15 protein-coding genes and 1 pseudogene are annotated in these 20051 nt (G+C 45.4%); 15 read left to right on the forward strand and 1 reads right to left on the reverse strand.

Translation table 11 applies throughout. The annotated features are described in order from the left end of the window. Nucleotides 1-33 precede the first annotated feature (33 nt). From OIT45_RS08320 to OIT45_RS08355, 8 genes are all read left to right on the forward strand, one after another. Nucleotides 34-4263 carry a hypothetical protein gene (locus OIT45_RS08320; RefSeq protein ID WP_199404236.1) on the forward strand — a complete coding sequence of 1410 codons (4230 nt, stop codon included), beginning with the start codon at nucleotides 34-36 and terminating at the stop codon, nucleotides 4261-4263. Nucleotides 4264-4414: 151 nt separating this feature from the next. Further along, nucleotides 4415-5365 (forward strand): thioredoxin-disulfide reductase, encoded by a 951-nt coding sequence (gene trxB / locus OIT45_RS08325; protein ID WP_199404235.1) that lies wholly within the window; start codon nucleotides 4415-4417, stop codon nucleotides 5363-5365. Between the two features lie 136 nt (nucleotides 5366-5501). Beyond that, nucleotides 5502-6479, forward strand: coding sequence for a beta-ketoacyl-ACP synthase III (locus OIT45_RS08330; protein WP_003608077.1), 978 nt, complete (start codon nucleotides 5502-5504; stop codon nucleotides 6477-6479). Nucleotides 6480-6611: 132 nt separating this feature from the next. Further along, entirely contained in the window at nucleotides 6612-6794 is a 183-nt protein-coding gene (locus OIT45_RS08335) for a hypothetical protein (protein ID WP_199404234.1), read from the forward strand. A gap of 192 nt (nucleotides 6795-6986) precedes the next feature. After that, complete coding sequence (locus tag OIT45_RS08340; protein ID WP_003608075.1) at nucleotides 6987-7253, forward strand: phosphocarrier protein HPr; 267 nt, start codon at nucleotides 6987-6989, stop codon at nucleotides 7251-7253. Between the two features lie 51 nt (nucleotides 7254-7304). Next, on the forward strand, nucleotides 7305-9032 hold the full coding sequence (gene ptsP / locus OIT45_RS08345; RefSeq protein ID WP_199404233.1) for a phosphoenolpyruvate--protein phosphotransferase: 1728 nt from the start codon (nucleotides 7305-7307) through the stop codon (nucleotides 9030-9032). A 68-nt stretch (nucleotides 9033-9100) separates the two neighbouring features. Then, entirely contained in the window at nucleotides 9101-9889 is a 789-nt protein-coding gene (tpiA, locus tag OIT45_RS08350) for a triose-phosphate isomerase (protein ID WP_199404232.1), read from the forward strand. Between the two features lie 84 nt (nucleotides 9890-9973). Continuing rightward, nucleotides 9974-10228, forward strand: coding sequence for a hypothetical protein (locus tag OIT45_RS08355; RefSeq protein WP_264339993.1), 255 nt, complete (start codon nucleotides 9974-9976; stop codon nucleotides 10226-10228). Here OIT45_RS08355 and OIT45_RS08360 read toward each other — a convergent pair. Next, nucleotides 10225-10920, reverse strand: a complete 696-nt coding sequence (locus OIT45_RS08360) for a hypothetical protein (RefSeq protein ID WP_199404231.1) — start codon at nucleotides 10918-10920, stop codon at nucleotides 10225-10227. The two genes, OIT45_RS08355 and OIT45_RS08360, sit on opposite strands and share 4 nt — an antisense overlap. A 262-nt stretch (nucleotides 10921-11182) precedes the next feature. Between OIT45_RS08360 and eno the strand changes: the two genes are divergently transcribed. The 7 genes and pseudogenes from eno to OIT45_RS08395 all read left to right on the forward strand — a co-directional run bounded on the left by eno (nucleotide 11183) and on the right by OIT45_RS08395 (nucleotide 20039). Beyond that, complete coding sequence (gene eno / locus OIT45_RS08365) at nucleotides 11183-12538, forward strand: phosphopyruvate hydratase (RefSeq protein ID WP_003608069.1); 1356 nt, start codon at nucleotides 11183-11185, stop codon at nucleotides 12536-12538. A 307-nt stretch (nucleotides 12539-12845) separates the two neighbouring features. After that, nucleotides 12846-14267: pseudogene (locus OIT45_RS08370) on the forward strand (MFS transporter). Nucleotides 14268-14411: 144 nt separating this feature from the next. After that, on the forward strand, nucleotides 14412-14648 hold the full coding sequence (secG, locus tag OIT45_RS08375) for a preprotein translocase subunit SecG (protein WP_003608067.1): 237 nt from the start codon (nucleotides 14412-14414) through the stop codon (nucleotides 14646-14648). 73 nt (nucleotides 14649-14721) lie between these two features. Further along, the gene (rnr, locus tag OIT45_RS08380) at nucleotides 14722-17079 is read left to right on the forward strand and encodes a ribonuclease R (protein ID WP_199404230.1); all 2358 of its coding nucleotides are present in this window, start codon (nucleotides 14722-14724) and stop codon (nucleotides 17077-17079) included. A 188-nt stretch (nucleotides 17080-17267) separates the two neighbouring features. Beyond that, nucleotides 17268-17735, forward strand: coding sequence for an SsrA-binding protein SmpB (gene smpB / locus OIT45_RS08385; RefSeq protein ID WP_003608065.1), 468 nt, complete (start codon nucleotides 17268-17270; stop codon nucleotides 17733-17735). Between the two features lie 94 nt (nucleotides 17736-17829). After that, nucleotides 17830-18621: an alpha/beta hydrolase gene (locus OIT45_RS08390; RefSeq protein WP_199404229.1), complete on the forward strand. Its 792-nt coding sequence runs from the start codon at nucleotides 17830-17832 to the stop codon at nucleotides 18619-18621. A gap of 2 nt (nucleotides 18622-18623) precedes the next feature. After that, nucleotides 18624-20039 carry an MFS transporter gene (locus OIT45_RS08395; protein WP_199404228.1) on the forward strand — a complete coding sequence of 472 codons (1416 nt, stop codon included), beginning with the start codon at nucleotides 18624-18626 and terminating at the stop codon, nucleotides 20037-20039. Nucleotides 20040-20051 lie beyond the last annotated feature (12 nt).

The following is a 20051-nucleotide window of genomic DNA, read 5'->3' on the forward strand; positions in this document are numbered from 1 at the left end:
TATAATTAGGGATAACTATGGGGGACGATAATTATGGTAGAAAATGAAATATATAAGGCCCGCGAAAAGAAATCAAGTACGAAGTGGGTCACGCAGGGCGCTGCAATTTTGTCGACGGTCTTGGCGGCTTCATCGCCTATCATGCCAATTATTCAGATGACAGGTAGCGTCTTAGCAGACGATACAAATCAATCAACCGCGAATTTAGCGCTGACACAAGCGCTTCAAGATAAGAATTCACTTGCAAGCAAGTACGCCCAAGTGGTGACGGGAAATCAAGTTTCAGCGACAACCGGCGGACTAAGCGCAACCCGCTCTGATTTAGCGGCCGCTGAGTTTATCTTTGGTGAAAATCCGGCTGTAACTGGTATTGCGTTGGTGAATGGTCAATTAGCAGTTTCGATTGCCGAAGGAACGTCCACAGCGGCGGTTTTGGGTGTTTTAAATTATATTCAATCATCGGGATATAAGGCAGTTATCACGGCATCACCAGTCGTAACACATTTTACAAACAATGGCACAACGTATGGTAATCCGACCACTAGTTCATTGCCGTTAACGACATCGATTACTGACATTGACTTGCCAGCCGGCCTAGTTGAAGCGCTTCTACAATCGACAACGGCAAGCGGACAAACATTGGCAGAACTATTAAATGTCACGTCGCCGGATGACTACAGTAAAGTCACGATTGCATCACTTAAGAACATCACGAATTTAAATTTGGCAGGTAATGAAACGCTCAACCAATGGATGCGTCAAAACATCGGTACCGCAACTTACAATCCAGGAAAAACAAGTGGGGCCGAACTACGCAATTTCCAAAATCTGTTTAGCGTAATGACTGGTATTACGTCACTTAACATGTCCGGTTTAATGTCTGGTGTGACAGATATGTCAGTTATCACAGCGTTTATGCAAGCTGTGAATTTGCCGAAGTTAACGAAGCTTACGACTCTTGATTTATCAAATAACGGAGGCGCAATTGACGTTAATTCGTTAAATATCAGTTCATCATCATTGACGACCCTTAATTTAGCAAACAACAACATTTCAGGATTGGGATCGGGTTCACTTTCGAATTTGCCTAATTTGCTGAATTTGAATCTGGCTGACAACAAAATTAACTTTTTGACATCTGGCGTGCAAAGCGTGTTTTACCAACTGCAGTCGTTGAATTTAGACAATAATCCGCTATCAGATAATCAAATGAGTTGGTTGAACAAAATTATGACTGACAACCCTGATTTTGTCTTAACAATGAATAGTGGCCGAGCATCGTATATCGGTGAAGGAGGCCAGGACGTCGTTATTGTTGGTCAAGAAGGTGCGGCATATGTCACAAAGACTGCCCAGAGTTTACAGGATGAATATTCGTCACTGAAGACAGGTGTTGAGGCGCAATTAACCAAACTTGCTGATGCAGTTGTTGAATTAGCCAAATCCGATAATGTTGATGACCAAAAGTTGGCACAGAAGTACGCCACGGACATCGTGTCATTACAACAGTTATGGCAGATGCTACCAAACATGGCAACGTTAGTAAGTCACGCGGATAACTATTCGACCATTTTCCAAGCGAAATCAGCAATGGACTTAGTACGTGGCAAATTGCAAACGGCACTACAAACCGTTACTGAAGATAATCAGGCGGTAGATAATACTGAAAAAGAGTCTGTCCCAAATGGCAGTGCGGCAGCTAGTGATGCAGATTCGGCAGCAGCCCAATCGGAATTGGATGCCACTACTAAAAAGGGTGCATCAATTGCGGCCGAGCTAAGTTCGCTACATTCTGGATTGAACTTTGGCTCATACAGTTCGGCACTTTCAAGTATCTTGTCAGTTGCATCGAGTGCTGCAAAGGCGGCATCATCAATTGCAGCAAATGATCCAAGTGCAGATTACCAAGCGGATACCGCGGCAACGACTTCAGCGTTAGCTGATCGTGGGGCTTCAAGTGCGGCAAGTTACCTATCTAATGCGCAGAGCAACATGGATTTGGCTTCTTCTGCATTATCAGCTGGGAATTCATATGCGGCTGCGGGTAACTTATCATCAGCAAACGAACTATTTGAGTCCGCAGATAATTTGTATAGTTCGGCAGCTAATTTCATTAAGTCAGCTGGCAATGCGCAATCGACGGCAGATGCCCAATTAAGCAACGCAGCCAGTGCAGCGGCGGTTGGATCAACGATGGTCAGTGATGCGGATACAATTTCATTTGTGAATAGTAATGCTAAAACGGCACAAAGTTCAGCAGCTACAGCATCGAGTTTAGTAACATCGGTTAAGTCGCTATTGAATGAAACTGGTGAAATTAACAGTAGCTTGGCGTCGATGCTTGATTCTAGTGCGGCTTCATTTTTGGCGAGTGCGGTGGCAAAGGCAAATGAAGCTGCCTCAATTGCACAAAGTTACACCGAACAAACAAAGTCAGCTGCTGATGGTGTCAAAAGTTTGGCAAGCGCAACGGGTAATGCTGGATTGAGCTACGTAGATATGGTGCTTGGAAACGGTACGACATTGAATACATCGAGTGTTGCATCGATTGCACGCAGTCAGATGACGTCAGCGGCCAATGGGGCAAATTCAGATGCAGTAGCAGCAGATAGTTACTTTAAGCAAGCATCCTCTGCGGTGGTTGTCGCAGAGTCTCAAGCGAGTGTTGCTGTATCGATTAAGAGTAGTATTATCAGTTCGATTTTGGCATCTCAATCAAGCGCAGCTCAAAGCTCATCCTCAGTTGAATCAGCAGTGCCGTCAGATAGCATGGCCCCTGAGCATTCTGACGCCACATCAGATAGTACTTCAGAAGAAAGTGTGTCTTCAAATGCTTCGGAGGCCCCAAGCGAAGCGCCGGTGACGTCGAATGAGACGACGTCTTCAGAAGCATCATCTTCACCATCAGAGGCACCAGAACAAAGCGTTGGTTCAGAAGCATCTGATACTTCAGGCGAAAATGCACCTGTAGAGACACCGGATTCTTCAGTTGCACCGTCAGAAGCGCCTGCGCCAAGTGAAGCACCAGTGACATCGGATGAGACACCGTCTTCAGAAGCGTCAGTTGCACCATCAGAAACACCGGCCCCGAGTGAAGCGCCAGCAAGCTCAGATAGTACTTCAGAGGGAAGTGTGTCTTCAGAAGCGCCTGCGCCAAGTGAAGCACCAGTGACATCGGATGAGACATCGTCTTCAGAAGCGTCAGTTGCACCATCAGAGGTACCAGAACAAAGCACTGATTCAGAAACACCGGATTCTTCAGTAGAGCCGTCAGCACCGAGTGAAGCACCAGCAGCCTCGGATAGTACTTCAGAGGGAAGTGTGTCCAACTCTTCAGAAGCATCAAGTGAAGCGACTACGACGCCTGACAGCACAACGGCAAATGAATCAACGGCCTCAGTCGCACCGTCTGAACCATCGGACAGTGTTTCGTCTAGCGAGACGGGTGAATCATCGGCAACACCTACTGTGGTACCGGATCAAAGCGGTGGAGTAGCGACGCCATCAGAGATGCCTGCTGATAGTGGTTCCTCTAACGTAACGCCGAATGAAGTGCCGGCGCCGTCAGACGAGACAACGCCAAGTGATGTGTCGGTACCAACTGACGCTACAGATGGCAGCGCATCAAGCGAGGCCGGCGAAACGCCTACAATGTCAAATGAAACAACGACTGATAGTTCACCAGCGTTAATGACGCCGGCTGAGACATCAGATAGCAATGTCTCAAGCGAAACTAGTGATTCGACGATGACGGCTTCTGTGGCACCGGAACAAAGTGCTGGTTCGGAGGGCAGCGAATCTTTGTCAGTACCGGAGACGTTGAATGGAACGTCAAGCAACTTTGCTGAGGCAATCCAAACAACGACAGGTGCTGTTTCACTTGGCGAAGACCAAGCTACCAACACTGGTAATGTTGAAGCTGCATCGACATCAACTACCGTACAACCAGAAACGGTAACAGCAGAAGCAACTAGTGGTGAAGACAATGAACGCACGGCGGCTAGTGCACAAATTCAAGATATGGCTGATGGTAATGCCGAAACAACGTCAGCTGCGCAGAAGCAGGTGACAGGTGAGAACCAGTCATGGATAGCGTCCGTAATGGCCTCGATTGGGGCAGCTATTATGGGATTGTTTGCCGCACTGTTCACGCGTCGCCGTAAGGAACAAGAAGATGCAACAAGGTCGACGACATCTGACGATCAATTGTTTGACGAGGTTGAAAAGTTGAAGTCAGATTGGCAAGACGATAAGAAAAAGTAAATAAAGGTAGGCGCCTCTAAGCCTGCTGGCCATCTAGGCACTTAATCCTGTATTGAGTTGTCCAGGTGGCCTTTTATTTCGACCGCAAAGCAGTTAAAATATAAGAACGAGTTAGATTAGAAATTGATGAAAAGTGACCGGGGGGAATATCATGGGACAACAATATGACACAATTATTTTAGGAGCCGGACCAGGTGGTATGACGGCTGCGACGTATGCTTCACGTGCGAACATGTCAGTATTGATGATTGATCGTGGGATTTACGGTGGTCAAATGAACAATACGGCTGAAATTGAAAATTATCCAGGATTTCCAACAATCCTCGGGCCAGAGCTGGCGGAGAAGATGTACGCGTCATCAACGCAATTTGGTGCTGAATACGCATTTGGAACAGTCCTCCACGTTGAAGCGCAAGCTGATGGTAGCTGGCGTGTTGTGACGGACATGGATGAATACATTGCGAACACGGTTATTGTCGCGACTGGAGCAGCCTACAAGAAGCTCGATGTACCAGGTGAAGAATCATTTGCAGGTCGTGGTGTTTCTTACTGTGCGGTATGTGATGGGGCGTTCTTCCGTGGTCAACACGTGATTGTTGTCGGTGGTGGTGACTCAGCTGTTGAAGAAGCAACATATTTGGCTGGCTTGGCTGAACATGTGACAATTGTTCACCGTCGTGACAAGTTGCGTGCCCAACAAATTTTGCAAGATCGTGCTTTCGCAAATGAAAAGATTTCATTTGTTTGGAACTCAGAGGTCGAAGAAATTTTGGGTGACGACAAGAAGGTGACCGGTGTTCGTGTGCGTAATAATCAAACTGACGAAACATCAGAGATTGATGCGGCTGGGGTGTTCATCTATGTTGGGTTATTGCCAGTTTCTGAGCCAGTGCAAGATTTGGGGATTACGGACGCCAATGGCTGGATTATGACGAATGACCGCATGGAAACATCACAACCTGGTATCTTTGCGATTGGGGATGTTCGTGAAAAGGAACTACGCCAAATCACAACGGCGGTTGGGGATGCAGCTGTTGCAGGACAAAACGCTTTCTCATACAACGAAAACTTTAAGATGCGTGCATCTGAAGTAACTGAATAAGATGATAACTATAAAGAGTCAATCCGGTATGTGATTGGCTCTTTATTAGTAATTCCTAATTTATTACCAAAATGCGTGAAGATAGCGTAAAATATACAAGAGCGTTTTTGCTGATACGAAAGAAAGGGGTCCACACATGACGCAAGGAACTAAGATTATTGCCTCATCTCACTACGTTCCAAGTGATATCATCACGAACGATGACTTGGCGGCAATCATGGATACGAACGACGAGTGGATTCAAGCACACACGGGTATCAAGGAACGACGCATCTCATTGCAAGGTGAGAATACGTCTGATTTGGCCACGCAAGCAGCTCGCATGGCGTTGGCGCAAACCGACTTGAACCCTGAAGATATTGAATTGATTATTGTGACGACGTTTACGCCAGATGGTCTTGCACCATCAACGGCAGCGTTGGTGCAACGTAATTTGAAGGCCGAAGGGGCTTGGGCATACGACATCTCAACTGCGTGCTCAGGATTTGTCTTTGGTATGAGTACAGCCGACAAGTTTATTCGTTCAGGGGTTTATAAGAATGCTTTGGTTATTTCAGCTGAAGTTAACTCTAAGATGATGGACTTCACGGATCGTACATCAACCGTATTCTTTGGTGACGGAGCGGCCGCAATGGTCCTTGTTGCGACTGAGGAGGACGAAGGCATCGTGAAGGGCGAAGAAATGCACACGATTGGTGATGCAGAAGTCGTTCATTCAGGACGCATTCAACCGTTGTCACGCATTGCTGCTGACAATTATCCAAAGACAGATGCCTTCCACCAAGAAGGGCGCCAAGTCTTTGAAGAAGTTGTTCGCTTGATTCCGGATCACATTACTAACTTCTTGGCTGATCGTGATTTGACACCAAATGATGTTGATTACTTCATCACCCACCAAGCAAACTTACGCATTATCGAGGCGATTGCTGAGGCAATTGATCAACCAATGGATAAGTTTGCAACGAATATTACAAAGTACGGTAACACGTCTTCAGCTGGTATTGGTATCGGGTTGGATGAATTGAATAAGGCAACTGATTTGACTGGTAAGCGCGTCTTGTTGACGGGCTTCGGTGCCGGATTTACATACGGAAGTCTGTTGCTGGAATTCTAGTTTGCATATAAATTGATGGAACATGTGCGTTGGTGAAACACACATGTTCTTTTTTGTTTTTGAAAAATGTCACCGTTTGCATGAAAGTTTGTTAAAATAGTAACAGTTGATTTAGAACAGGAGGGTACAAACATGAACTATGAAGAATTACTAGAGCAGTTACGTACGGGTGAGCTTGACCAATTCGTTCTTGAAGCAAAGGATTTTAAGGAGTTCTACGAAGTTTGGCGCAATTACCCTTATCAGAACGCCATTCGTGGCATTGCAGACCGTGGAGGCGTTGTTACCTACACGGCAAAGAACACAAATGAGTAGATTCTTCATCGAATCGAACGTTCACATTTTGTTCACAAAAGGCTTATGAAAAAGGTAATGTAAGCGCTTGCTTATATTTGTTATACCTGCTAGAATTAACTACATAAGGTTAGTTGAAAGATGTTTTGAAAGCGTTTTTAACTCAGCTATTCCGTATTAAAGAAATTATTTAATCTAGAGGAGATTATCACCATGGAATCACGCGAATTTCACATTGTAGCAGAAACTGGTATCCACGCACGTCCAGCAACTTTGTTGGTACAAGCAGCTTCAAAGTTTTCATCAAACGTAACTTTGTCATACCAAGGCAAGGACGTTAACTTGAAGTCAATCATGGGTGTTATGTCATTGGGTGTTGGTCAAAACGCCGACGTTAAGATTTCAGCTGAAGGTGATGACGAAGCTGAAGCATTGGCTGCTATTGCAGACACGATGTCAGCTGAAGGTTTGACTGACTAATTTTAGTCAATAATTAATATTTGAACATTTACTTTGAGGGATAAGACGGCGATGGCAAAAGAAATTAAGGGAATTGCGGCATCAAACGGTGTTGCAATTGCAAAAGCATACAAGCTCGTTGATCCTGATTTGTCTTTTGATACTCGTACAGTAGACGATGTTCAAGCTGAGAAAGACCGCGTAGAAGCGGCCTTTTTAGCATCTAAGACAGATTTGGAACAAATTCGAGACAAAGCAGCTACTTCAATGGGGAAAGAAGAAGCTGAAGTGTTTACAGCACACATCATGGTTTTGGAGGATCCAGAACTTTTGGGTGGTATTACTGGCAAGATTGACAGTGATAGCGTAAACGCAGAAGCCGCCTTGAAGGAAACGACGGACATGTACATTGGTATGTTTGAGGCAATGGCTGATGACAACCCATACATGGCAGAGCGTGCAGCGGATATTCGTGACGTGACGAAGCGTGTCTTGAGTCACTTGTTGGGTAAGGAATTGCCAAACCCAGCATTGATCAAGGAAGAAGTTGTGATTGTTGCGAAGGACATGACACCTTCAGATACAGCGCAATTGGATCGTCAATACGTTAAGGGATTCATCACCAACGTTGGTGGACGCACAGCGCACGCAGCTATCATGGCTCGTACGTTGGAAATCCCAGCTATCGTAGGTTCAAAGGTTGCCACTGAAGAAATTCAAGATGGTGACATGGTTATCTTGGATGGTCTTGATGGTGTTGCAATTGTTGACCCATCTGAAGACCAAATCACAACATACCGTGCTAAGGGTGACAAGTATGCCGCTCAAAAGGCAGAATGGGCAACGTTGAAGAACGAAAAGTCTGTATCTGCTGACGGTAAGGAGTTCTTGGTTGGGGCCAACATTGGTACACCTAAGGACTTGGAAGGTGTTGTTGATAACGGTTCAGAAGGAATTGGTTTGTACCGTACGGAATTCTTGTACATGGATTCAAAGGAATTGCCTACTGAAGACGAGCAATTTGAAGCCTACAAGAAGGTCCTTGAGGGTATGAATGGTAAGCCAGTTACGGTTCGTACGATGGATATCGGTGGTGACAAGTACTTGCCTTACTTGCCACTTCCTGAAGAGGAAAACCCATTCTTGGGTTACCGTGCCATCCGTATCTCATTGGATCGTGACGACATCTTCCGTACACAGTTGCGTGCCTTGTTGCGTGCATCAGTTTACGGTGATTTGTGGATTATGTTCCCAATGGTGGCAACGTTGCCAGAATTCCGTGCAGCGCGCGATATCTTCAATGAAGAGAAGGCTAAGTTGCAAGAAGCTGGTGTGCCGGTAGCTGATGATATTAAGTTGGGAATCATGATTGAAGTGCCAGCTGCAGCTGTATTGGCTGATAAGTTTGCACAAGAAGTTGACTTCTTCTCAATCGGAACGAACGACTTGATTGGTTACTCAATGGCTGCTGACCGTGGAAACGATAAGATTTCATACTTGTACCAACCATACAACCCATCAATTTTGCGTTTGATCAAGAACGTGATTGATTCAGCGCACAAGTACGGCAAGTTTGCTGCGATGTGTGGTGAAATGGCGGGTGATCCTATTGCCGTACCAGTTTTGGTCGGTATGGGATTGGATGAATTCTCAATGTCTGCAACGTCAGTTTTGCAAACACGTTCATTGATGAAGCGTTTGGATACGACGAAGATGGCTGAATTGGCTGACAAGGCCTTGGATGCTGAGACGAACGAAGAAGTTATCAAGTTGGTTCAAGAAGCTGTTCCAGCTGAGTAATGAATAAGTAAGGCGTGCGACCGCTCGGTGGCACGCCTTTTGTAATTAAAATTTTTTTGGGGGAAGCTATGAGCAGACGACCAATTGTAGTTGGAAACTGGAAAATGAATAAATTACCCAGTGAAGCAGCAGCGTACATTAAGGAAGTTGGCCCAATGTTAGTGCAGTACGAGGGGGTTGATACTGTTCTAGCTGGACAAGATGTTTTGTTGGATGCGATGGTTTACGCGGCCAGAAACACGCCAATCTGTATTGGTGCTGAAAATGTGTACTGGGAAGATCGGGGTGCCTATACTGGCGAAACCAGCCCAGCAGCGTTGGCTGATTTGGGTATCAAAATGGTCATCATCGGCCATTCTGAGCGACGTAACTATTTCCGAGAAACTGATGAAATGGTTAATTTGAAGACGTTGGCAGTGTTGCGAAACGGCTTAATGCCAATTGTTGCGATTGATGAAGCAGTGCAGTTGGAATCAAGTAACGACCATGCTCATTGGATTGTCAATCAAGTGGTTGAGTCATTAAAGGGTGTGACGGAAGCCGATATGGCAAACGTTATGTTGGCTTATGAACCAACGGCTGCAATTGGGTCAGGGCAGGCGATGAGTCCAGAAATTGCTCAAAAGAGTTTGTGGATTATTCGTCAAACGGTCGCAGACATGTTTAATCAAGCCGTGGCGGATAATCTACGTATTTTGTACGGTGGATCTGTGAAACCAACAAATGTGTACGATATTTTGTCACAACCAGATATCGATGGCGTTCTGGTTGGGGATGCAGCTTTGGATGCTTCAACGTTTATTGAGTTAGTTAGCCTGGCCGAACAAGCAAAAAGAACGTTGCGAAAAGACGCATAAAAGCATCGCAGTTTTGTCGAAGTTGCCCGATATACTATCAGTGTAGAGTTGATAATAGTATATGTAATAGGGGGATTACGACATATGTTTAAGTTCATGGAAAAGATTTTGTCTGACGGTAGTTTTGTAAAGGTTTACCTAACGTCAGGGGAATCATTCATTTTGAATGAAATTAACGGTGAAGCAGAAGGCATGATTTTGGGATCACACAATGCAGGTGGTCGCAAGGTCCGCTATGCGGTGAACGAATTCAGAAATCGCAGCTGTTCGCGAACACTGGTAAACATAAAAGCACGTCTCGGTACAATGAGACGTGCTTTTATGTTTTTACTAGATTAGGAATTTTTGACTACTGAAATATCGGTATCTGGGGTCGAATCGATACTGATATTTCCAGTGTCAGGGGTAACTTCAGAACTCGTTAAATCGTTGGCCGTACCAGAACTGTCTTCAGTGTTTGAGCTTTCAGAAGTCGTTACGCTAGATAAGCTAGAAGATACTTCTGATGAATCTGAAGAAGACGTACTAGTTGTCGTTGTGACAGAATCGGTGCTACTAGTTGATGTTGAGCTAAGTTCTGAGGAACTTAGCGAAGGTTCTTGTGCTGCACCTGAGCTAATTGTTGGCTGTGAGCTTGATGCCGCTGAAATGATGTTGCTAGGTGTGCTAGTAGATTCGAAAACAGGTGTGCTGTCTTCTGATTGCGCCAGGCTTGATTCTTCATTGGATTCCGCGCGGACAAACTGACTTGTTCTAGCCGTTGTAGGACTGCTTGTTTGGTTGTCTGTGTTTGGCATCGCTTCAATGTAACTAGCTGGCTCAACCGGACTAATACCGGCAGCAATTAATTTATCGTTAAAAGATTGAATGCTAGCCAATGATGCCGAAACGCGTTCGGACTGACGAACTGGATTTTGTGGCCTGTCATCTGGCGAAAACCAGCTCATTGCGTAAGAGGCGCCAAATAGATAAATCGGCACTGCAATGATTAAACTGACCAGTCCTAATATTGAAAATTTTAGTTTCTTCATAAACGCAACCTCCTCCTCGTTGGCCTGCTTATGTTGCTTATATATATAAGTCTACACAACATTGCATGACATAACAGTCGAGCATGTAACAAACGTAAAACGGAATAGTTGCTTCTGAGTAACGGTAAGCGTTTCACAGACGGTTCAAACAATTCGTGAGAAAGCCGATTAAATGCAACATAACGTGTGAATTATGTTACAATATATGACAAGGGATATTCCCAGATAACTATACTTTTAAAACAAGTAAGGAGAAGACAACATGTCTGCAATTACTGATATTTACGCACGCGAAGTCTTGGACTCACGTGGTAACCCAACTGTTGAAGTTGAAGTTTACACTGAATTGGGTGGTTTCGGTCGCGGAATTGTTCCTTCAGGAGCTTCTACTGGTGTTAACGAAGCCGTTGAATTGCGTGACGGTGACAAGGGTCGTTTCTTGGGTAAGGGAACTTTGAAGGCCGTTGAAAACGTTAACAAGGTTATCAAGGACAAGTTGGTTGGTATGGATGTAACTGACCAAGTTTTGTTGGACCGTACGATGATCGAATTGGACGGAACGCCAAACAAGGGTAAGTTGGGTGCCAACGCTATCCTTGGTGTTTCAATCGCCGCTGCTCGTGCAGCTGCTGACGAGTTGGGAACGCCTTTGTACAACTACCTTGGTGGTTTCAACTCAAAGGTTTTGCCTACGCCAATGATGAACGTCGTTAACGGTGGTGCCCACGCGGACAACTCTGTTGACTTCCAAGAGTTCATGATTATGCCAGTTGGTGCAAAGACTGTTGCTGAAGCTATCCGTATGGGTTCAGAAACCTTCCACGCATTGCAAGCATTGTTGAAGGAGTCAGGTCACTCAACTGCTGTTGGTGACGAAGGTGGATTTGCACCTAACTTCGCTTCAAACGCAGAGCCATTCGAGTTCTTGTTGAACGCTATCGAGCGCGCTGGTTACAAGCCTGGTAAGGACATCGCAATTGCCTTTGACGTTGCCTCATCAGAATTCTACGACCACGAGAAGAAGATCTACACGTTGGCAGGTGAGCCTGATAAGAAGGAATACACGACTGACGAGTTCATCGACTACTTGGAGAACTTGGTAAACAAGTACCCTGTTGTATCAATCGAAGACCCTCTAGCAGAAGCTGAGGACTTGAACGATGAAGAGCAATGGGATAACTGGGTAAAGTTGACTGACCGTTTGGGCAAGAAGGTTCAATTGGTTGGTGACGACTTCTTCGTTACGAACACGAAGTTCTTGGCTAAGGGTATCGAAAAGGGTGCCGCTAACTCAATCTTGATCAAGGTTAACCAAATCGGTACTTTGACTGAGACGATGGAAGCTATCGAAATGGCTAAGGAAGCTGGTTACACGGCTATCGTTTCACACCGTTCAGGTGAAACTGAAGACACGACGATCGCTGACTTGGTTGTTGCTACGAACGCAGGTCAAATCAAGACTGGTTCAATGTCACGTACTGACCGTATTGCAAAGTACAACCAATTGATGCGTATCGAAGACTTGTTGACTGAAAAGGTTGCTGAATACAAGGGTATCAACAGCTTCTACAACATTGACAAGTCAGCTCGTGAAGCAATCGTTAACTACGTGCGCTAATCACTAGCATCTGTCAATTTGATAGATTAATTAAAGACGAAACCAATTCGCAAGATTTGGTTTCGTCTTTTTTTTGTTTTGAAGTTTGTTTTGTGGTTAGTGTCGACGCGTTGCGTCGAGGCATGAGGGCACAGGACTCCGCTCCCTGCAGGTCATGGTCTGGACGTGTTAGCGTGCCCTAGAAGGGGCCAAGCACTCCGGCCGATAGGACGGACACAAATCACCAAACTTACAGTCCTAAATTCTGCCATTGATTTGTCAGGGTGCTATACTAACTTTTGATAAAAGATAAGGAAGTAAGGATGTCATGCAAGAGAGTCAAAACGGTTTGAAGCTATGGTTATCAATGACAGCAGTCGGCTTGTTCACATTTATGAGCACTTTGGATGCGTCAATTGTTAATATTGCATTGCCTGTTATGTCAAAAGAGATGAATATCCCAATGAATCAAGCAACGTGGACAGTCTCAATTTATTTGATTGTTATTTCTGGATTGTTGGCTTTGTTTGGTAACTTGGGTGATTAACTCGGTAAGATTAAGATTTTTAGAATTGGAACGATTGTGTTCACACTCGGTTCTGTATTGGCGGGAATTGATTTAGGTTTGCCATTTTTGTTATTTGCCCGTTTTGTACAAGCCGTTGGTGCATCAATGACGATGAGTAATTCATTTGGAATTACGACGACACTTGCACCACAAAACCTACGTGGTCGCGCGATGTCATTCATCGCAGCTTGGGTATCACTTGGTTCAATCCTTGGACCAGCACTTGGTGGTTTGTTGCTACAACACTTGTCATGGTCATACATTTTCTGGATTAACGTGCCAATCGGTATCATTGCTATCGTGGCGGGTGCGTTCTTGCTACCAAAGTCATCAAAGAAGGGTGTAACGCCTCAAATTGATTGGTTTGGTGCCGTGTCATTGTTCTTGTTTGTTGCTGTTTTGTTCCTTGGACTAAACGTGGCGCAGGTGCAAGGATTCTTGGCAGCTTGGCCATTGGCTTTGATTGTCATCGCCATCATTTTGTTTGTCTTGTTTATTCGTCACGAATTGCATGCCGAAAAGCCGTTGCTTGATTTGACGATTTTCTCATCAAAGCTATTCACAATCAGTTTGATTACGGCGTTCCTAGTGTTCGTCACAAACTTCTTTATTAATGTTTTGATGCCATTCTACCTTGAGAATTTGCGTGGCTTGAGCACTGGTACATCAGGAATGTACATGTTGCTATGGCCAGTTGCCATGTTGGTCTTCTCCGCTTTGTCAGGTACGTTGGCCGACAAGATGGATCGTGAGTACGTGACTTTGTTTGGCTTGACGGTGTTGGCGATTGTGATGTTCACCTGGTTCTTCGTTGATGGTGAGTCACCAATGTTGTTGATTGGTTTGTTATTGGCCGGTTCTGGATTTGGAATGGCCTTCTTCCAATCACCAAATAATGCGTTGATTATGTCAAACGCCCCACAAGATAAGTTGGGTGAGGCGGGATCATTGAACGCTTTGTCACGTAACTTGGGTATGATTACTGGTACGACATTGGTTACGTCAGTTTTGTACGCAGCCATGAGCGCGAAGTTGGGTAAGTCAATCACAACGTATCCAACGCACAACCCTGAAGTCTTTGTCTTCGGAATGCACGTTGCCTTTGCAGTTGCTGGTGTTTTGTTGGTCATCGCATTCATCATTACGTTCTATCGTGTCTTGATGCGTCGTGCAACGAAGTAATTTTTAAAAAATTCACGAGATGTTCGATATTCGAATATCTCGTTTTTTGTTGAGAGTGGCCGGTTCCTATGGTATGCTAGTTAGGTATAAAACCCCAGGGCTGGGGTAATTCGTTTAAACGAAAATGAAGAGGAGGGCGCCCACATGTACAACGTATTGTTGACAGCGATGATTGTCGTTGGTGTGTTGATTATTTTGGCAGTGTTGATGCAACCATCGAAGCAACAAGATGCTTTGTCAGCCTTGTCAGGTGGCGGCGGAGATTTGTTCGCAACGCAAAAGGCACGTGGGTTCGAGGCAGTGATGCAACGAATCACGGCTATTCTTGGAGCTATCTGGTTTATTTTGGGATTGGCACTAGTTTACCTTTCTTCACACTAAACACTAACAGCGCTATGACCTCTCGTGACTTGTTACGAGGGGTCTTTGATTATTTAAGAAGAGTGAGATTTAAATGGACGCACAAAATTTGCAGGACCAATTATTTGGGTTCTTGAAGGCAAATCCAACGCAAGCTTATCCAGCACAAACGCTGGCTGACGGTTTGCGCTTGGATGATGCCAACGCCTTTACGAAGGTCGTTCAAGCACTAGCTGCTTTGGAACGCGGTGGTAAGGTAAAGGTTAATGATGAAGGCGCATTCCAATATGACGCCGAAAAGGAAGGGATTATTGGTGTCTTCAAGTCTAATGACAAGGGCTTCGGCTTTGTTCACTATGACGACAAGGAAGAAGATGTTTTTATCAATCCCGATAACACGATGTTTGCCGTTCAAGGTGACGAAGTTCGTGTGAAGTTGTTGACGAAGGGTGATGCAAACACTGGTCGTGGGCCTGAAGGTAAGGTTGCTGAAATCATTACCCATGCTCGTGAACACGTGGTTGGTGAATTTACACTTGGTTCAGAATACAAGGGTTATGTTGGAAGCATTCGTTTGACGGATAAGAAGTTTGCGTCATTCGAATTCTTGGTTAAGGAAGGTGGCGTTTCAGCTACCGACGGCGAAGTGGTTGTGGCCTCAATTGACCAATACCCTTCAGCCGTTGCACCAAAGCGTTTCACGGGTGCGATTACGGAGAAGGTCGGATACAAGGATGATCCTGGTGTCGACATTCTACAAATCGTGTACAACCACGATGTGCCACACGTCTTTCCAGAAGCTGTGTTGGAACAAGCTAACAAGATTCCTGATGAGGTGCAAGACTTCGAGCGCGAGGGTCGTGAAGATATCACGGACCAACCACTTGTAACGATTGACGCCATTGAGTCTAAGGACTTGGATGACGCGGTTGTCGTTTGGAAGTTGCCAAACGGAAACTTCCACTTGGGTGTTCACATTGCCGACGTGTCACACTACGTTGTCGAAGGCACACCATTGGATGAGGAAGCTTATAACCGTGGTACGTCAGTTTACTTGACGGACCGTGTTATTCCAATGTTGCCTCGTAACATCTCTAACGGAATCGCATCATTGAACCCTGGCGTTGACCGTTTGGCCATGTCTGCCGAAATGGAATTCACACCAGCTGGTGATTTGGTAAACCACCGTTTGCACACATCAGTTATGCGTTCACATGCTCGTATGACGTACAAGGCAGTTAACGCTATCTTGGCCGGCGATGAAGAGACGCGTTCAGAGTACAGCGACCTTGTGCCAATGTTCGAGGAAATGGAACAATTGCACAACGCATTGGCCGCTAAGCGTACGGAGCGTGGTGCAATCGAATTTGATGCACCTGAGGCAAAGATTATCGTTGATGAGACGGGTAAGCCAACGGACATCGAATTGCGTGAGCGTGGTTTGTCAGAACGTATGATCGAGTCATTCATGTTAGCAGCCAACGAAACGGTTGCTATGCACTTTGATCAAGCAAACGTGCCATTCTTGTACCGTATTCACGAGTCGCCAGATGCTGACCGTGTTCAAAACTTCGTGGACTTTGTGAAGGCCCTTGGTGCACCGGTTAAGATTGATCCAGAAAACATCAAGTCAACTGACTTGCAAGCCATCCACAACTTCTTCTTGGATCGTCCAGAAGAACAAATGGTTTCAACCATGATGTTGCGCACGATGAAGCAAGCCAAGTACTCAGACCAACCATTGGGACACTTTGGTATTGGTGCTGAATACTACACACACTTTACGTCACCAATTCGTCGTTACCCTGATTTGACGGTGCACCGTTTGATTAAGTGGTACGAGAAGAACGGTTTGGGTGATGAGGCACAAGCTAAGTACCGTGATAAGTTGGCTCAAATTGGTGAGGATACGTCAGTTCGTGAGCGTCGTGCCGTTGATACTGAACGTGATACGGATGCCATGAAGAAGGCCGAGTTCATGGAGGACAAGGTTGGCGACGAATTCGAGGCAGTGGTAAACGGTGTCTTGAAGTTCGGTATGTTCGTTTCATTGGAGAACACGGTTGAAGGTTTGATTCACACATCAAACTTTACAGATGACCAATATGTCTACGATGAAGCACACATGGCTTTGATTGGCCGTCGTTTCCACCACATCTACCAAATCGGACAACCGGTTAAGGTACGTTTGATTCGTGTTGATAAGGAACAATCAGCTTTGGACTTCGTTTTGGTTGATCCAGATGCTGCCCCAATCACTGACATCAAGGTGCCAGAGGACCGTCGCGGTGCCTTTGGTGGTCGCAACCGTGGTGAGCGTCGTAGCAACGACAAGAACAACCGCTCAAGCAAGGGTGGTAAGACCCACAATGGTGGAAAGCCATTCGGTGCAAAGTCAGACCGCAAGCCTGAATCAAAGCACCAGAATACTAACCGCAAGGGACGTCATTAAAACAGAGCATAGAGCAACGTTTTTTGGCTGAAAGCCAAAAATCAGGTATCCGGAGATAAGCAAAGAAATTCTTGGTGCGCTGCAAGCGTGCCAAAATTTGTTGGCTTATCGTAGAGATGCCTGAAGTTGCGCCAGGCGTTTAATAACAGAGCGTAGAGCAACAAGAAAGCTTTAGGAGGTCGTTAAAGATGGCCAAGAAGAAGTCAAATGCAGATGGTGCATTGGCAACAAACAATAAAGCAAAGTACAACTACTTTATCGGCGAAACGTATGAAGCCGGGATTGAACTGACAGGAACAGAAATCAAGTCAGTTCGTGCCAGCAAGATTACAATTGCGGATGGGTTCATTCAAATTCGTGACGGCCAAGCTTGGTTGGACAATGTTCACATTAGTCCATTTGAGCAAGGTAACCGTTTCAATCACGAACCCTTGCGTAGTCGTCGATTGTTGTTGCACAAAAAAGAAATCAAAGCGCTAGGTGAAGCAACGGCACAACAAGGTAAAACAATTGTGCCATTGCGCGTTTACTTGAAGCACGGTTTCGCCAAGGTATTGATTGGCGTTGCGACTGGTAAGCACAACTACGATAAGCGTGAAACAATTAAAAAGCGTGATCAAGACCGCGATTTGCGTCGCAGCCTAAAGGTCCGATAATGAAAACGAGCTGATATGACAAATATCGGCTCGTTTTTGCATGTAATCGGTATTCGAAGGGATATAATGACTGTATATCTGGGGGTAAATGATTATGAAAATTCAGAAGGACTTGAGTTATGGTACAGACGCTATGCAACAGCTCGATATTTATGCGCCTGATAATGCGGTTGCGGATATCGTGCTCGTGCACGGCGGTGGCTGGTGGCAAGGTGATAAGCGCAAAGAAGAGGAATTAGCTGGAAGATTGGTTGCAGCTAATTTTCGCGTCGCGGCCATTAACTACCGCTTGGCGGATGGTGAGAAGGCCGAGAATATTTTTCCAACGCAACGTGAAGATGCAGTGATGGCAGTTAATTGGTTGGTTAAGAATGCTGGATTCCGACTCGATAAATTGGTCATGTGGGGCGCTTCTTCAGGCGGGAATATTGCACTTGAAGCAGCACAAATCTTAGATGTACCGACTGTGTCTTGGTCTGGTCTCAATGATTTGGCCGGCTTTATGGCGAACCATCCTAACGTTGTTGGCAAGCAGCTGATTATCGGTGCGGACGTGAAGTCAAAAGACATTGATCAAGATGGCGACAATCAGGCTTATTACAAGTGGTTGGTCGATAATTTAACAGCGAATGGTCAAGTAGCATATGCCGATGCGACAATTTATGACCGGCTAACGACGGCAACAAAGCCGGTCTTTATTGCGAATTCGATGAATGAGCTTGTACCAGTTGGAGAAGTGGCGACGTTGATGAATCGCCTGATTACTTTAGGAGTGGGCGTCGAAACAATGGTACTACCTGGTAGTCGTCATGGTGAAGGCTATATGGATGATGCCTTGTCAGCTTCGATTGCCTTTGTCACCCGCGTTCTAGAAGTAGGTAATTAGTGATGGCAGATGGACAAAAGACACAATCAATTACGGTTTCTTTAGGGGCGTTTTCCTTCGTGACGGCTTTATCTGGTGCCAGTGTTACGCTAGCGTTGCCCAGAATGGCGCAAGCGTTTGATGTCAGTGCGACATTGAGTACGCAAGTTGTGCAGGTGGGGCTGATTACGACGGTCATCTTCCTGGTTATGTTTGGTCATGCGGGCGACGTGTTTTCTAAAAATGCCGTTTATCGTGCCGGGGGATGGGTGTTTATTATCGGTTCGCTACTAACGGGATTAGCGCCTAGTTTTATGGGTGTGTTAGTTGGTCGTTTTGTTCAAGCGATTGGCTCGGCAATGGTTATGGCGAATGCAATGGGTATCATTAACGAACATTTTTCAGATAAGGAACGTTCAAAAGCTCTCGCGTATAACTCGATGTTTATTTCGGTTGGATCAATTTCTGGACCAGCCGTTGGTGGGTTAATTACGTCGATATTGTCGTGGCGTTGGATATTTTTGCTGAACGTTCCTGTAGCCATATTGATTATGGTGTGGGCAAAGAATGCTTTTCCACGCCCCAAGTTATCGATTGCTGCGATTCGTGAACAAGCGTCGCACGTGAACTGGGTTGGCCAAGTGATTTTTTCAATCGGTATTGTACTCATGTTTAGTAGTAGCTGGATTAAAATTCCAGGCTTGGATCAATTTACAAATCTAATGGTCTTCCTCATTGGTGGTGGTATCGTCACAGCGTTGTCGTTCCTACAGGATGACTTTGCACCATCGCCATGGATTGCTCCGCAGGTGCTACGAAACGTGACTTTCTTAACGTCGACTAGTGTGCTGTTCTTAGCGATGTTTGTTAATTCGTTTTCAAATATTTTATTGCCGTTCTACCTACAAGACTATTTACCATTTTCACCTGGCCAAAGTGGTCTTATTGTCGCTGTCCAATCAGTGGTAATGCTCATGCTGTCACCGTTTGTTGGTCGCTTGGCTGCAAATCCCGCAAGGCGCCTAAATTTGGTTACGATTGGCTTGATTATGCTGCTAGTGTCGCAAATTGGTTATGCTTTTTACGGTGGCCAAGTTGGGTTAGGGTACATCCTATGGCCCATTATTGTGAATGGAATTGGGATGGCATTTACATTGACGCCGAATAATTCAATCACAATGGGATTAGTTTCGCCAAAACTGGCCGGTGTTGCTGGGTCAATGAATTCTTTGTTCCGCACAATCGGGATGGCTGTTGGAATTAGTTTTGCAACGAATTTCTTATATGCGCAACTTCCTGGTGTAAAGCACATTACGCGCGGATTAGGAACAACCTATTTGCATGCGAGTCGCGTTGTCTTTTATGTGGCAGTGTTTGCATCACTTGTCGCACTTATCGTAAATGTATGGCGAACAGTGACCAGTAAATCGGAAATGTGAGGAAACATGACA

The organism is Weissella sp. LMG 11983, assembly GCF_025908495.1.
Classification (GTDB): Bacteria; Bacillota; Bacilli; order Lactobacillales; family Lactobacillaceae; genus Weissella; species Weissella fermenti.

Excerpts from the sequence above, each read along its gene's own strand:
- OIT45_RS08320 (WP_199404236.1), top strand. The coding sequence starts at position 34 with ATGGTAGAAAATGAAATATATAAGGCCCGCGAAAAGAAATCAAGTACG.
- trxB (WP_199404235.1), top strand. The coding sequence starts at position 4,415 with ATGGGACAACAATATGACACAATTATTTTAGGAGCCGGACCAGGTGGT.
- OIT45_RS08330 (WP_003608077.1), top strand. The coding sequence starts at position 5,502 with ATGACGCAAGGAACTAAGATTATTGCCTCATCTCACTACGTTCCAAGT.
- OIT45_RS08335 (WP_199404234.1), top strand. The coding sequence starts at position 6,612 with ATGAACTATGAAGAATTACTAGAGCAGTTACGTACGGGTGAGCTTGAC.
- OIT45_RS08340 (WP_003608075.1), top strand. The coding sequence starts at position 6,987 with ATGGAATCACGCGAATTTCACATTGTAGCAGAAACTGGTATCCACGCA.
- ptsP (WP_199404233.1), top strand. The coding sequence starts at position 7,305 with ATGGCAAAAGAAATTAAGGGAATTGCGGCATCAAACGGTGTTGCAATT.
- tpiA (WP_199404232.1), top strand. The coding sequence starts at position 9,101 with ATGAGCAGACGACCAATTGTAGTTGGAAACTGGAAAATGAATAAATTA.
- OIT45_RS08355 (WP_264339993.1), top strand. The coding sequence starts at position 9,974 with ATGTTTAAGTTCATGGAAAAGATTTTGTCTGACGGTAGTTTTGTAAAG.
- OIT45_RS08360 (WP_199404231.1), bottom strand. The coding sequence starts at position 10,920 with ATGAAGAAACTAAAATTTTCAATATTAGGACTGGTCAGTTTAATCATT.
- eno (WP_003608069.1), top strand. The coding sequence starts at position 11,183 with ATGTCTGCAATTACTGATATTTACGCACGCGAAGTCTTGGACTCACGT.
- secG (WP_003608067.1), top strand. The coding sequence starts at position 14,412 with ATGTACAACGTATTGTTGACAGCGATGATTGTCGTTGGTGTGTTGATT.
- rnr (WP_199404230.1), top strand. The coding sequence starts at position 14,722 with ATGGACGCACAAAATTTGCAGGACCAATTATTTGGGTTCTTGAAGGCA.
- smpB (WP_003608065.1), top strand. The coding sequence starts at position 17,268 with ATGGCCAAGAAGAAGTCAAATGCAGATGGTGCATTGGCAACAAACAAT.
- OIT45_RS08390 (WP_199404229.1), top strand. The coding sequence starts at position 17,830 with ATGAAAATTCAGAAGGACTTGAGTTATGGTACAGACGCTATGCAACAG.
- OIT45_RS08395 (WP_199404228.1), top strand. The coding sequence starts at position 18,624 with ATGGCAGATGGACAAAAGACACAATCAATTACGGTTTCTTTAGGGGCG.